Source organism: Acidaminococcus timonensis (assembly GCF_900106585.1).
Taxonomy (GTDB): domain Bacteria; phylum Bacillota; class Negativicutes; order Acidaminococcales; family Acidaminococcaceae; genus Acidaminococcus; species Acidaminococcus timonensis.
The window spans coordinates 576455-589648 of record NZ_FNWH01000006.1; the positions used below are offsets into that span (position 1 = coordinate 576455).

The 13194-nt window shown below is 54.9% G+C and carries 12 protein-coding genes; all 12 read left to right on the top strand.

All coding sequences use genetic code 11. The features are described from left to right. Positions 1–13 precede the first annotated feature (13 nt). The 12 genes from BQ5462_RS06560 (at position 14) to BQ5462_RS06615 (ending at position 13190) form a co-directional block, all read left to right on the top strand. Positions 14–412, top strand: a complete 399-nt coding sequence (locus tag BQ5462_RS06560) for a type II secretion system protein (RefSeq protein WP_071142572.1) — start codon at positions 14–16, stop codon at positions 410–412. Beyond that, entirely contained in the window at positions 409–861 is a 453-nt protein-coding gene (locus BQ5462_RS06565) for a hypothetical protein (protein WP_071142573.1), read from the top strand. The genes BQ5462_RS06560 and BQ5462_RS06565 overlap by 4 nt, the downstream gene beginning before the upstream one ends. Further along, positions 854–1168 (top strand): hypothetical protein, encoded by a 315-nt coding sequence (locus BQ5462_RS06570; protein ID WP_071142574.1) that lies wholly within the window; start codon positions 854–856, stop codon positions 1166–1168. The genes BQ5462_RS06565 and BQ5462_RS06570 overlap by 8 nt, the downstream gene beginning before the upstream one ends. Next, the gene (locus BQ5462_RS06575) at positions 1155–1685 is read left to right on the top strand and encodes a hypothetical protein (RefSeq protein ID WP_071142575.1); all 531 of its coding nucleotides are present in this window, start codon (positions 1155–1157) and stop codon (positions 1683–1685) included. The genes BQ5462_RS06570 and BQ5462_RS06575 overlap by 14 nt, the downstream gene beginning before the upstream one ends. After that, entirely contained in the window at positions 1675–2517 is an 843-nt protein-coding gene (locus BQ5462_RS06580; protein ID WP_143038028.1) for a bactofilin family protein, read from the top strand. The genes BQ5462_RS06575 and BQ5462_RS06580 overlap by 11 nt, the downstream gene beginning before the upstream one ends. Before the next feature lie 66 nt (positions 2518–2583). Next, on the top strand, positions 2584–3444 hold the full coding sequence (locus BQ5462_RS06585) for a protease inhibitor I42 family protein (protein ID WP_071143328.1): 861 nt from the start codon (positions 2584–2586) through the stop codon (positions 3442–3444). A 104-nt stretch (positions 3445–3548) separates the two neighbouring features. Beyond that, complete coding sequence (locus BQ5462_RS06590; protein ID WP_071142577.1) at positions 3549–3923, top strand: desulfoferrodoxin family protein; 375 nt, start codon at positions 3549–3551, stop codon at positions 3921–3923. Between the two features lie 459 nt (positions 3924–4382). After that, positions 4383–8459: an autotransporter outer membrane beta-barrel domain-containing protein gene (locus BQ5462_RS06595; protein WP_071142578.1), complete on the top strand. Its 4077-nt coding sequence runs from the start codon at positions 4383–4385 to the stop codon at positions 8457–8459. Positions 8460–8636: 177 nt separating this feature from the next. Then, positions 8637–9632 (top strand): 2-hydroxyacid dehydrogenase, encoded by a 996-nt coding sequence (locus BQ5462_RS06600; protein ID WP_071142579.1) that lies wholly within the window; start codon positions 8637–8639, stop codon positions 9630–9632. An 89-nt stretch (positions 9633–9721) separates the two neighbouring features. After that, positions 9722–11197 carry a phosphate--AMP phosphotransferase gene (locus BQ5462_RS06605; RefSeq protein ID WP_071142580.1) on the top strand — a complete coding sequence of 492 codons (1476 nt, stop codon included), beginning with the start codon at positions 9722–9724 and terminating at the stop codon, positions 11195–11197. Positions 11198–11516: 319 nt separating this feature from the next. Beyond that, the gene (gene pgeF / locus BQ5462_RS06610) at positions 11517–12320 is read left to right on the top strand and encodes a peptidoglycan editing factor PgeF (RefSeq protein WP_071142581.1); all 804 of its coding nucleotides are present in this window, start codon (positions 11517–11519) and stop codon (positions 12318–12320) included. Positions 12321–12485: 165 nt separating this feature from the next. Further along, the gene (locus tag BQ5462_RS06615) at positions 12486–13190 is read left to right on the top strand and encodes a YggS family pyridoxal phosphate-dependent enzyme (RefSeq protein ID WP_071142582.1); all 705 of its coding nucleotides are present in this window, start codon (positions 12486–12488) and stop codon (positions 13188–13190) included. The last annotated feature ends 4 nt before the right edge of the window (positions 13191–13194 follow it).

A 13194-nucleotide genomic window follows, 5' to 3' on the forward strand; every position in this document is an offset into this window, starting at 1 on the left:
AAAGGAGAACAAGATGCAAACAGACCTGAAATCTAACGGGAAACCCCATAAGAAATCCGGAGGCTTCACCCTGATCGAAATCATCGCCGTCATGGCCATCATCGGGGGATTGGCGGCCGCCCTGCTGCCTTCCATCAACACAGCCATGAACAAATCCCGGGACAGCCAGTTGATTTCCAATCTGGCCGTACTGGAAAGCGGTGCCAAAATGTACCAGCTGGAAACGGGCAAGGCCCCGGGGGATATCGATACCCTGCGGAAGGGCAAGTACGTGCCTGACCGGGAATACCAGGACATCCAGATGGAGGGAGCCGGCGAAGACGGGGAAATCGTATTCCAGGGCAGGCTTTCTGACGGACGTACCGTCAAGAGCAACGAACTGGGCACCACCAAAAACGGAGAAGGGGCATGAGACCACGGAAAGCGCCGGGGTATCTGCTGCTGGAGCTGCTGCTGGAACTGGGACTCTGGATGACGGGACTTCTGCTGGCGGGCCCCGCCCTGTTCCAACTGGAGGGCCTGGCTCGGCAGACCCAGCTGGACCTGGCCACCCAGACCACAGCGGATACCCTGTCGGCGCTGCAGCAGCGGAACCTGTTCCTGACCGGCCATCATCTGCAGTTCATCGTAACGGAGGAGGGATCCAGGGCCTACGCCTGGCGGGACCTGGTCCATACAAAGATCCTGGACCTGCCCCGGCTGGGGCTGGGGGATTTTACCCTGGTAGGAAAGGGCGGCGGCTTCACTTCCACCGGGAATGTGGAAGAAAGCTTCTGCATCGGGCTGCGGGACCGGAGAGACGGGCGGCGGTGCAAAATGATCCGCTTCCAGCCGGTGCAGGGGAGGATGGTCTATGAATAGAAAGAGCGGCGGGTTCTTTCTGCTGGACGGGCTCCTGGCGTCCCTGCTGCTGGGAATGGGGACCCTGGTGGCGCTTATGGGCTGGCAGCAGGCGGCTGGGCTGGGAGCCTGGCGGCAGAAACGGGAGGAGGCCCAGGAACTGGCCCTGGAACGTCTGCAGGGGGAATGCACTACCCTGGAGACGGGGTACCGGGTGGAGGAGGAAGTGCAGGCCGTTCCCGGGCTGCCGGGGGTGCAGCTGCGGCAGGTACGGCTGTACTGGAAAGACCATCTGGTGGGCTGCGGGGCGGGCTATGAAAAAGGCTAGGGGGTTCCTTCTGGCAGAAGGGGCCCTGGCCCTGCTGCTGGTCCTGCTGGCGGCAGGCCGTCTGCTCCAGGCCCTGCCCGGTGCGGCCCTGTCCCTGCAGCGGCCCGGTGCGGCCCTGTCCCTGCAGCGCCTGGTGGGGCGCCGGGAACTGCTGCGGACCCGCCAGGACCTGCACACCCGTCTGGAGGCGGCTCTTCTGACGTCGGTCTCCCAGACCCGGGTGGTACAGGGAAAGCATGGAACGGAACTGGAGTGTTACCACCGGTACTCCCAGGCCCAGTGGACCTTTTTTGTGGCAGAATCGGCCTCCACCCACCTTCCCACCCTGTACAAGGGCACCTGGAACCAGGACAGCCGGCAGAAAGGGGTCAATCCCCTGACCCCGCCCCATGTGGAGGTAACCGGGTTTGCAGTGGAAGCCCTGCCGGAGAAACGGATTCGCTGGCACCTGGGCCTGCGGCACCGGCAGACCGGTCAGGAAACGGAACTGGCAAAGGTGTATCGCTATGGGAGGTAGGAAAGAGCCCGGGCTGGCAAGCCTTATGGTGCTGGTGTGCCTGCTGTTGGTTTCGGGGCTGGCGGGAATCCTGGTCCGGACGGCCAGACAGGAACTGGCGGCCCAGACCCTGCGGCAGGAGGCCCGGTTGTGGGCAGAACTGTTGTGGAGCCTGGAGCAGGTGCGGACGGGCGAACCGATGCTGGCACCGGGAGAAACCCGGCTTCTGCCGGCGGTCCGGTTCCGGCCGGACTGTCCTCCTGTATCCCTGCGGCTGGAAGGGGAGAAAAAAGGGTTGATCCACCGGGAACGACTGCAGCTGCTGGATCTGAAGAACTGGCCCCTCCTTACGGGAGTACGGCTGGCAGTGACCATGCCCGGGGTGGAGGAGAGGCTTCCCTTTCTGCCCGGGGGGATGGTGGGGGATGGACGGGCCAGCCGGACCCTGGCGGTGGACTGGAACCAGCTGCAGCAGGCAGCCCCCTGCCAGCTGCCCCAATCCCGCCGGCTGGCACTGCCCCTTAGCGGCGAATTCTGCAAGGGCCGCACCGGATGGCAGCTGGAAAAACGGCTGACCGGCCGGGGCATCCTGGTGGTCAGCGGGCCTGTGACTTTTCAGCGGGGCAGCCGGGTACTGGGGGATTTTCGGATTTTGAGCCAGGGGGATGTGACCGTGCACCCCGGCGCCCGGCTGGAAAACGTATACCTGTATGCCGGGGGCGATATGCGCCTCATGGCCGGGTGCCAGGTGAAAGGGATCCTGGCGGCCCGGGGCAGGATCACCGTGGAGGAAGGGGCCAGTTTCACCCCGGAGGCGAAGGTGCTGGAGGCGTTTGTGACCAGCTGGAAATAGCCTTTTCACACTTTTTCCATGGATGTGTGGTATGATAAAGCCATGCGAAAAAAGGAGGAACTGCCCATGCATCTGCGAAAATCTCTCACGGCTCTGGCACTGGGGCTTTCTATGTCCCTGCCCCTTTCTGCCTTTGCTTTTGGCCATACCACCCTGCTTTCGGAATCCTACAGCAGCGGCAGGGCTTCCGGGACCGTTCCCTTTGCGGACGGACTGAAGGAAGCCTACCAGCAGAACAACCTGAACCACATCATCAAGGAAAAGGCCAACGCCCTGGGCAAGGCCGCCGGAGGCCAGGCCACCCTGAGCTATGAAGTGACCGTGAACCGGCCCAGCCTGTTCAGTGTGATCTTGAAGGCCCAGGGGGACCGGACCGTCTACGGGGGACTGAACCTGGACACCACCGATGGCAATGTGATCGAGGACAAGGATCTGTTCTATACCAACAGCGCCGAGTATGCCCAAAACATCCAGGGCCGATCCTACGTATTTGCCGAAGACGGGGTGCGCATCGCCAGTACCCCGGATGGCCCGTATGATACGCTGGTGCCCTATACCCGGATCCTGAAAGCCCTGAATGTGGCGGAAGGAGCCCGGCTGCTGACCAGTTACAAGCTGGATTCCCTGGCGGAGAACATGACCCTGCCCCTGAAGAAGGGCGAACTGGTGGCCCTGTACATGGAATCCAACCCCACCAGCGGCAACCAGTGGGTACTGGCAGACCAGAGCGGCCATGAGGGATTTGTGAACCTGGGCCACTCCTTTACCTTGCCCATGCAGAACCCCACCGGCCAGGCCGGTTCCCCCGGTGTGACCATCCTGTTTGCCAGTTTCGACCGGCCCGGGGATTACCAGCTGAAAGCCCTGTACGGCAAGACCCTGGCGGCTCCCCTGCGGGAACGGGTATACAGGTTCCACGTGGAGTAGGGGGCTTTCCCGCCAGACCGATTTATGGTATGATGGAGTTGTAGAGCAGGCTTTTGGCCTGATGGGATGACAACAAGAAGTTTAGACTGCGAGGAGGCTTTTTTATGGAACAAAAATTCTACAAATGTGCCCATTGTGGGAAAATCATTGCTGTTGTAAAAGAGACCGGCGTACCGGTGATGTGCTGCGGCCAGAAAATGGATGAACTGGTACCCAACACTACGGACGCTGCCCAGGAAAAACACGTTCCGGTGGTGGAAGTGAAAGGGAACCTGGTCACTGTGACTGTGGGTTCTGTGCTGCACCCTATGCAGCCGGAACATTACATTGAATGGATCAGCCTGCACACCAAACAGGGGAACCAGAGAAAGGAACTGCATCCGGGGGATGCGCCCAAAGCTGAATTTGCCCTGGTGGATGGGGACGAAGTGGAATCCGCTTACGCCTATTGCAACCTGCACGGACTGTGGAAGAAGTAATCCATCTCTGAGAAATCAATCAGCAGAGACTGTGGAAGGTGCCGGACATTTTGCCCGGCTTCCTGCCGCAGTCTTTTTTTTACACCATAATGATGAAAAACTTCTATCTTTTTTTCACAGAACAAAAAGCAGACAAATTTGTTCTATAGGAAATAGTTATATGACATGATTCCAACCTTCCTGTAATCTTTGTCCGCATAAATCCATAGTTTTATCCACTGAATAAAATATGTAAATATTGACAATGACGTTTTTTTACATATGCAATATAAATATATATCGTTGCAATGTACACGAAATAATTATATAATAGCTTGCAAGAAAAAGACACAAGACAGAAATGCAACTACCCATCCAGTTTGGACACGGTATATCCATACATAAGATTTGCTGCAAAGAAGCCAGCCACCGGCTTCTTTTTGTTTTGGCCGAAAGGGGAAAAGAAAGGATATGATGAGGATGAAAAACAAGAAACAGCTGACTATGGCGTTGGCCCTGACTCTGGCACTGGGGGGAAGTGTGCCGGTATGGGCGGCGGTGCAGAGTGGGCCCTTGGTGGTGACGGAAAAAGGGCAGACCGTGACCGATGATTTTGATGTGACAAACTGCGGTAATCGGGCGATTCTGGAGATTGGCTCTACTGCTGCCGCTGGTACAGATGACGTGACTACCGTAAATTCCAAGACCATTTCCGGTACCTATTCAAATAAGGGAGAAGCCAACGGCATCTGGGTACATGATGAGTATCCCGGCAAAGTGAACCTGGCCGATGGGATGACCGTGAAGGTAGATGCCACCGGTAATGACTACAACGCTACCGGTATCTACCTGGAAGGGGTGGACCGTAGGCATGATCCTAAAAGTACAGACGAATCGGTGAATGCCAATGAAGAATATAAAAATAATGGCAATCAGATTTCTTCGACTACCGTGAATGTGGGAAGTGGGACTACTATTACGGTGAATGCCGAGGCTCCGGAGAGAAAAACGGGAGTGCGTTTGGACGCCCATGCGTTAGAAAACCACTTTGGTCATATGACAGTAGGAGATAACGTGAATCTCTCGGTGAAATCAGGGGCTTTCTCGTACAATCAGACATCTGGCTTTTATTCCCTTTTTTATGGAGATACCGTCATTGGCAATCATTTTACCAGCACCGCAGAAGCGGTGGCCAACAAGGATACGGGAGAAACGCTCATCAGAGCCATGGAAAGTCTGCATGACTATTTTCATTTGAATAGGCAACAAGTAGAGGCTCTTTCTCATGATCAACTGACCATGGGGAGCGATGCCCATTTGACTTCCACGCTCTTAGTACAGTCACCGGACAACGGGCAACAGCTGATTAATAATGAAGGGTTGGTTCTTTCCAGAACGGATTTCTCCATTGGAGACAGGCTGACCGTTGACACTACGCAGAAGGGTGTAGAACAGGATCCTGAAAAAGAGAGTTCCTATGGTCAAGGACATACTGTGGGTATTTTCGTACACGATACAAAGACGGGTACCATAGGAGCCGGTCTGAAAAATACAGTAACAGTTGCCAATCGTACTGATGATTTTGCAGATGGAATCTTTTTGTCGGGGTGGGAGATGACAAAACGTAGGTATCCGGATTATAACCCGACAGAAGAAGATAAAAAGAAGGATACGACGGAGATTTCCATCAAGGAAGACAGTCATAACGATGTTACCGTGACAGACAGCGCAGTGGGGACGATTCGTGGAATTGAAATGGAATCTAACTCCAAGCTGAATCTGGGAAAAAATGGAGAAATGACGGTTGCGCAAATCCGTGGAAAAGCAGACGCAGTCGATGGGATATATATTGATTCCGCCTCTACCATCCACATGGGAGACAATAGCCAGAATCATATCGTGATTGATTCCGGCAATGCAGGATCTATATATGGGATTAATGCGCAGTCCCAGTCAAAGGTCACCTTAGGAGACGGTAATCAGCAGACAATCCGCATCAATGGTGGTACGGTTACGGATGTATACGGTATTAACCCTTATTCATCTTCGGAAGTGGATGTGGGAGAAAGAGGAACAGCATCAATCTGCATCAATGATGGTACGGTTAGGAATGTATATGGCATCAGCCCTCATTCATCTTCCGAAGTCAATGTGGGAGAAAGAGGAAATGTATCTATCACACAGACGGGTGGAACTGTTTCCCAGCTGTATGGAGTTTATGTATTAGATGATTCCAAATTACAAATCCAAAAGAACGGAACCATATCCATCAGCCAGAAGGACGGGAAATCTTCCAGCATGATCTATGGATTGGAAGCGTATAACAGCTCTACCGTCTCTGCAGAGGATGGGCTGCAGATTCACATTGATTCGGAAAACGACGAATCCACAGGCAATGTAAATGGCCTTTACAACTTCTTTAAAAGTCATATGACCCTTGGGAATAACAGCGATATTTCTGTCGTCGTTAAAAATACCAGTCAGCAACCTGCAAAGGCTGTGGTCAGCGGCATGCGGAATATTCTGGCAAAATCCAGATTTGGCAATGACCTCCACGTGCAGGTGCAGGCTGATAATTATGGAACTGCAGAGGGTATCCGGAATACCGGCGTTGATCTTAACTCCGGAAATAAGAAAAATGGGTCTCCTGCCACTATGATCATCGGCGACAATCTGTCCGTTGACGTAAAAGCGTCTGAACTGTCCAACGGCGGAGCTCCTACCGTGGAAGGCATCCGCAACGGCACAAATCATCTTCCGGGATATACCTTTACGGATGGGAAAAATACGCTGCTTACGGTAGGGAAGAATGCCCAGATTACGGTTACAGCTCCTGATCAGGTGACCGATGTATCGGCGCTCCATTCCTTCAACCATGCCGATGCGGAGATTGGTGACGGTGCCGTCCTCACAGTGAACAGCCATGCGCAGAACAGCAAAGGCAGCATCATCAATCATGTAGTCAAAGCGGATGATGCAGGCAAAGTCACCTTCGACGGCGCCATGACGCTCTCCGGCAGCCAGAATGCCATCTACAGCACCGGTGATGGCAGCTCTGTCACTGCTGTGGGCGAAGGACGCAAGGTGATTCTGGGGAACCTGGAATCGGCTGATAAAGGCACCATCAAGGTCAAGCTCCATACAGGAGATTCTCTCTTCCGTGGGGCATCCACAGTGGACAAGGGCGATACGGAACTGGCCCTGGCCAATGGGGCCCTTTGGGATATGACGGACAGCAGTACGGTGACGACACTGGACCACAGCAATGGCGGCATCGTCGATATGGCCTATAACAAGGATTACCAGCGCCTTGACATGGATGCCTACAGCGGCCGGGATGGCATGTTCTTAATGAAGACGGACCTTGACAGCCAGACCGACGGCGACAAGGTCTATATGAAGCGTGCAGAGGCAGGCTCCCAGGGCCTTGTCCAGGTGCATGATGAAAGTTTCCTCAAGGGAAAGGAAGTCACCGGCACGAAGCATCTGCTGCTCATTACGGATGACAGTAAGAATGCCACCTTCAGCGGCCTGACCCTTGACAAAGGCGGCCTCTGGGATGTGACGCCCACCATCCAGAACGGGCAGTATGTCCATGATGTGATGGGCGTGAAGGATGCCAATGACAAACAGTGGTACCTGACCAAACTGGAAAAGAAAGCCAACAAAGACACCATCCCCCTCATGAAAGCTGCCGATAACAGCTATGCCCGCTACCGCCTGGACATCGACAGCCTGAGAAAGCGCATGGGAGATCTCCGTTTCCGGAATAGTAAGGACGATTCCGGCATCTGGGTCCGGGATTTCCATGGCGCCTATGAAGGACAGGGCACAGACAGCCGATACAACGGTTTCCAGCTGGGCTATGACCACGCTGCCAATGAAAAGAGCGTTTACGGGTTCTTCGGAGAGCGGACCATTTCCAATCCGAAATACAGCTATGGTTCCTCCAAAGACCACGGCCTTTCCGGCGGCCTCTACGGCACCTGGTTCGGGGACAGCGGTGTATATACCGACGTGGTGGCCAAATGGGGCCGGGACGATACCAGCCTCAGGACCTGGGGCGACTATCCTGACAGGGCCGACTATCGCACCCGCAGCGAAAGTCTTTCTGTGGAATGGGGCAAAACCTTCACTAGAAACGACGGTCTCTTCCTGGAACCGGAAGCACAGATGGTGCTGGGCCGCCTGGCAAGCAAAGACTACACCACCAGCCGTGGCAGGACGGTGCACATGGGGAACTATGACAGCGCCATCGGCCGCCTGGGCATCCTTCTGGGCAAACGGGTAACGGAAGGAAAACATCCTTACGACTATTACCTGAAATTCTCTGTGCTCCACGAATTCGGCGGGGAAAGGAAGTTCCATCTGGCAGCGCCCGACGGAGAAACCATGGACTACAGCGAAGACTACGGAGACACATGGCAGGAAGCCGGTTTCGGCGGCACCTGGCACATCAATGATCACACCAGTCTTTACGCGGACGCAGAAAGAAGCTTTGGGGGGAACTGGAATAAGAAATGGCAGTGGAACGTGGGCGTCAACTGGCAGTTCTGAGGCAGGCAAAACAGGCGATGGGAAGAAATGGGGCCTTTCACAAAATATTCCATTAATTTGTATACAAAATACGAAAAACATTGGAAAATATCCTTTTCCATGCTACAATAAAGACAACGGGCGTAGCCGGTATTTGGCTTGCCCAAATCGCGTTTCCCATTTATAGGAGGTATTGGTATGAAGGTTTTATGTTATGGTGTAAGAGATGTTGAACTGCCGATTTTTGAAGCCTGCAACAAAGAATTTGGCTATGACATCAAATGCGTTCCTGATTATCTGAATACGAAAGAAACCGCTGAAATGGCCAAAGGGTTTGATGCAGTCATTCTGCGTGGCAACTGCTTCGCCAACAAACAAAACCTGGACATTTACAAAAAACTGGGCGTAAAATACATCCTGACCCGTACTGCCGGCACGGATCATATCGATAAGGAATATGCCAAACAACTGGGCTTCCCCATGGCTTTCGTTCCCCGTTATTCTCCCAACGCCATTGCTGAACTGGCTGTAACCCAAGCTATGATGCTGCTGCGTCATACGGCTTATACCACCAGCCGTACGTCCAAAAAGAACTTCAAAGTAGATGCTTTCATGTTCTCCAAAGAAGTACGGAACTGCACCGTGGGTGTTGTGGGCCTGGGCCGTATCGGCCGTGTGGCTGCCCAGATCTTCCATGGCATGGGCGCTACCGTCATCGGCGAAGACGTATTCCAGATCAAAGGCATCGAAGATTACTGCACCCAGGTTTCCCTGGATGAACTGCTGGCCAAATCCGACATCATCACCATCCACGCTCCGTACATCAAAGAAAACGGCGCTGTGGTTACGAAAGAATTCCTGAACAAGATGAAGGACGGGGCCATCCTGGTGAACTGCGCCCGTGGTCAGCTGGCTGATACCGCAGCTGTCATCGAAGCCGTTGAAAGCGGCAAACTGGGCGGTTATGGCTGCGACGTTATCGACGGGGAAGCTGAACTGTTCGGCAAAGACCTGGAAGGTCAAAAACTGACCAACCCCCTGTTCGAAAAACTGATCGACCTGTATCCCAGAGTCCTGATCACTCCCCATCTGGGTTCCTACACCGACGAAGCCGTGAAGAACATGGTGGAAATCTCCTATCAGAACCTGAAGGAACTGTCCGAAGGCAAGGAATGCCCCAACCAGATCAAATAAGTCCGACCCTTCCAAAGGCACCGCAGAGAGCGGTGCCTTTTTTGTGCTATAATGGAAAAGAAATAGGCTGTTGGAAAGAAGGGGTTTCTGTGTTAGATATGATCGACTTGAAAACAAAGCTTTCCAAAGAAGCATATAATGAAAGAATCGGGGACGAGGAAAACCGTCTGGGATTTCTGCAGCGGGCCATCCGGGATGCCAGGATCCCGGTGATCATCCTGTTCGAGGGGTTCCGTGCCTCCTGGCGCAGCCAGCTGATCAACAAGGTGATCCATGCCCTGGACCCCCGGGGCTTTCGGGTGTATTCGGCTTCCAAAACCACGGAAAAGCAGAAGGAAAGTCCGTTCTTCCTCCAGTTCTGGAAAGAACTGCCGCCGGCAGGACAGATCTCCATCCATCACCGTGCCTGGTATTTCCTGCGGAACGAACACGCTGTGGGGGATCCGGACGAAGCGGCGGAATGGTACCATGTGAGCTTTGATGAGATCAACAACTTCGAACGGGAACTGGTCCAGGGTGGGTATGTGGTGATCAAAATCTTCACCCACATTTCCAAGAAGCAGCAGCGGGAGAATCTGGCCAAAGGCATGGAGGCCCTGGGCAGCCGCTGGGAAAAACTGGCACCAGCAGGCATCGAGGGCGTGGATTACGACGCCTATAGGGATGTGTATGAAAAGATGCTGGCGGCCACCAATACGGATGTGGCGCCCTGGCATATCGTCCCCATGGAGGATAAACGTACCGGCATCGAAAGGGTGTTCCAGGTACTGATCACGGCGCTGGAAGAAGCCCTGAAGGACAGACAGCGACCGATGGATCCGGAAAAGGGCCCGGTGAAAGATCTGAGCATCCCCAACATCCTGAGCCGGTACAATCCGGACCAGCCCATGGATGAAGAAGAATATGAGAAAAAGCTGAAAAAGTACCAGAAACGGCTGGGCGAACTGCAGTATGAACTGGCCAAACGGAAGATCGGTACCATCATTGCCTTCGAAGGACAGGATGCCGGTGGCAAGGGCGGCGCCATCAAGCGGCTGTCCGAATCCTTCGATCCCCTGGGGTATCGGGTGAACCCGGTGAGTGCCCCCAATGAATGGGAAAAGCAGTTCCACTACCTGTGGCGGTTCTGGACAAAGGTGCCCCGTCCGGGGGAAATCGCCATTTTCGACCGGACCTGGTATGGCCGGGTGCTGGTGGAGCGGATCGAGGGCTTTGCCAAGATCAGCGAATGGCGCCGGGCCTATGAGGAAATCAACGACATGGAACGCCAGTGGGTGAAACAGGGGATCATCGTCCAGAAATTCTGGATGCAGATCAGCAATGAGGAACAGCTGAAGCGGTTCCAGGACCGGGAAAATGATCCCAACAAGACCTGGAAGATCACGCAGGAAGACTGGCGGAACCGGTCCAAATGGGACCAGTACGTGGAAGCGGAGAATGAGATGCTGTACCGCACGGATACCCGCGAAGCCCCCTGGACGGTGGTGGAGGCCAACAACAAACTGTTTGCCCGTCTGAAGGTGCTGGAAACCATGATCCGGCGCATGGAGAGTGCGTTGAAATAAGGGTGCTTTTGCGTTTACAAACAGGAGAAAAAACAGTAAAATAAAGGTTACTGTAAGTGGTTAGTGAATCGTGGATAGTGATTCGTGAAGGAAGCCAGTTGACGCTGGCTATGAAGCAATCCCTCTGGGCGACCTGAGAACGGACGTCCCTCATGGGCCGTCCCTACGCAGTTTGTTGCAAATCATATGAAACGGGAACTTTGATAACAGGGATATCCGCCCTTTTCAAGGGCGGGGGACCAGCCGAATGGCTGGTGGTGGGTTCCCATCACTAGCCACTCATCACTAACAACTGGCAACTAAAATCGAGGTGAGGAAAATGGCGGGATTTGCTTTCGAAGAAAAAGACGGGATCCGGTGGGGCTGTTTTCCTGCCTGGAAAGACCTGGGCGTGGGGCACGGATTCACCTGCCGCAGGGGCGGGGAAAGCAACCTGACCCCGGGGGGTCTCAATATGGCCCTCCATGTGGGGGATGATCCGGAAAAAGTCCTGAGGAACCGGCAGAAAGCGGCCCGGGCCATGGGCTTTGCGCTGAACCGGACGGCCACCTGTGCCCAGGTACATGGCACCGTGCTGGCCCGAGTCACGGAAGAGGAAGCCGGCCGGGGTGCCCTGGAACTGGATACCACCCTTCCGGGTACCGACGGGCTGCTGACCGATTGCAGGGATCTGCCCCTGATGCTTTTTTATGCGGACTGTACGCCGGTACTGCTGGTGGATACGGAAAGCCCTGCCATCGCCGTGCTCCATGCAGGCTGGCGGGGCAGCGTGGGCCGGATTGCCCAGAAAGGTGTACAGGCGATGCACCAGTGGTACGGCACCAGGCCGGAAGCTATCCTGGCGGGCATCGGACCCAGCATCGGGCCCTGCTGTTACGAGGTGGATGAAAAGGTACGGGACCGGGCCAGCGGGTTTGAAGGGTGCTTCACCCCCCACGGGACAGGACATTATCTGCTCAACCTGTGGGAACTGAACCGGCAGCAGCTGGTGGAGGCAGGCGTTCGCCCGGAACACATCAGCGTGGCCGGGATCTGTACCAGTTGCCGGAATGAAGCCTATTTTTCCTACCGGAAGGAAAAGGGAAAAACGGGCCGCCTGGCGGCGGTACTGTGGCGAAAGTAATTGTCCTTCCCTGCGACGGCTGTGACGAATAGGAACAGCCTAGTCCCGTGGGAAAGGGAAGGGGGACCGTCCGTATGGACGGTGGATGGGTTTTACACCAGATGTGAGACTCCTGCCCGCTTCCTTTCAGAGGGATACAAATTCATAAAGGAGATGGGGTTTCCCATGTTACAAGACAATATTGCAACGGTGCAGGCCAGAATCAACGAGGCTCTGGCCAGACGGACCGAACCCAAGATCACCGGGAATACGGTGACCATCCTGGCAGTGACCAAGAACCATCCTGCTTCTGTAATCACCGATACCCTGGCCTGCGGGCTGACGGAAATCGGTGAAAACCGGGTGCAGGAAGCCATGCACAAACAGGCCGTGTTGCCTGCCGGCGGCCACTGGCATCTGATCGGCCATCTGCAGACCAACAAGGCCAAACATGCGGTGGAACATTTTGACATGATCGAAAGTGTGGACAGTCTGAAGATCCTGGACCATCTGGAAAAGGCGGCTGTGGAACTGGGCAAGATGCAGGATGTGCTGCTGCAGATCAACGAGGCCGGGGAAGAGCAGAAAAGCGGCTTTGCCCCCGAAGACTTCCGGGCCGCCATTCCGGAACTGAAGAACTATCCCCATATCCGGGTGCGGGGGGTCATGGTGATCGCCCAGGCGACGGACCATGTGGAAGAGACCCGTCCGGTATTCGCCGCCGGGTACAAGGATTTCGTCTATCTGAAAGAGGCTCTGAAGAGCGACGCCGTGGATACCCTTTCCATGGGCATGACCCACGATTACTGGATCGCCGTGGAAGAAGGGGCCAATGAGGTGCGGGTAGGGTCCGCCCTGTTCGGCGCCCGGGATTACTCCCTGAAATTTTAAACAG

Coding starts and splice junctions, on each gene's coding strand:
- BQ5462_RS06560 (WP_071142572.1), top strand. CDS start 14: ATGCAAACAGACCTGAAATCTAACGGGAAACCCCATAAGAAATCCGGA.
- BQ5462_RS06565 (WP_071142573.1), top strand. CDS start 409: ATGAGACCACGGAAAGCGCCGGGGTATCTGCTGCTGGAGCTGCTGCTG.
- BQ5462_RS06570 (WP_071142574.1), top strand. CDS start 854: ATGAATAGAAAGAGCGGCGGGTTCTTTCTGCTGGACGGGCTCCTGGCG.
- BQ5462_RS06575 (WP_071142575.1), top strand. CDS start 1,155: ATGAAAAAGGCTAGGGGGTTCCTTCTGGCAGAAGGGGCCCTGGCCCTG.
- BQ5462_RS06600 (WP_071142579.1), top strand. CDS start 8,637: ATGAAGGTTTTATGTTATGGTGTAAGAGATGTTGAACTGCCGATTTTT.
- pgeF (WP_071142581.1), top strand. CDS start 11,517: ATGGCGGGATTTGCTTTCGAAGAAAAAGACGGGATCCGGTGGGGCTGT.
- BQ5462_RS06595 (WP_071142578.1), top strand. CDS start 4,383: ATGAAAAACAAGAAACAGCTGACTATGGCGTTGGCCCTGACTCTGGCA.
- BQ5462_RS06615 (WP_071142582.1), top strand. CDS start 12,486: ATGTTACAAGACAATATTGCAACGGTGCAGGCCAGAATCAACGAGGCT.
- BQ5462_RS06590 (WP_071142577.1), top strand. CDS start 3,549: ATGGAACAAAAATTCTACAAATGTGCCCATTGTGGGAAAATCATTGCT.
- BQ5462_RS06585 (WP_071143328.1), top strand. CDS start 2,584: ATGCATCTGCGAAAATCTCTCACGGCTCTGGCACTGGGGCTTTCTATG.
- BQ5462_RS06580 (WP_143038028.1), top strand. CDS start 1,675: ATGGGAGGTAGGAAAGAGCCCGGGCTGGCAAGCCTTATGGTGCTGGTG.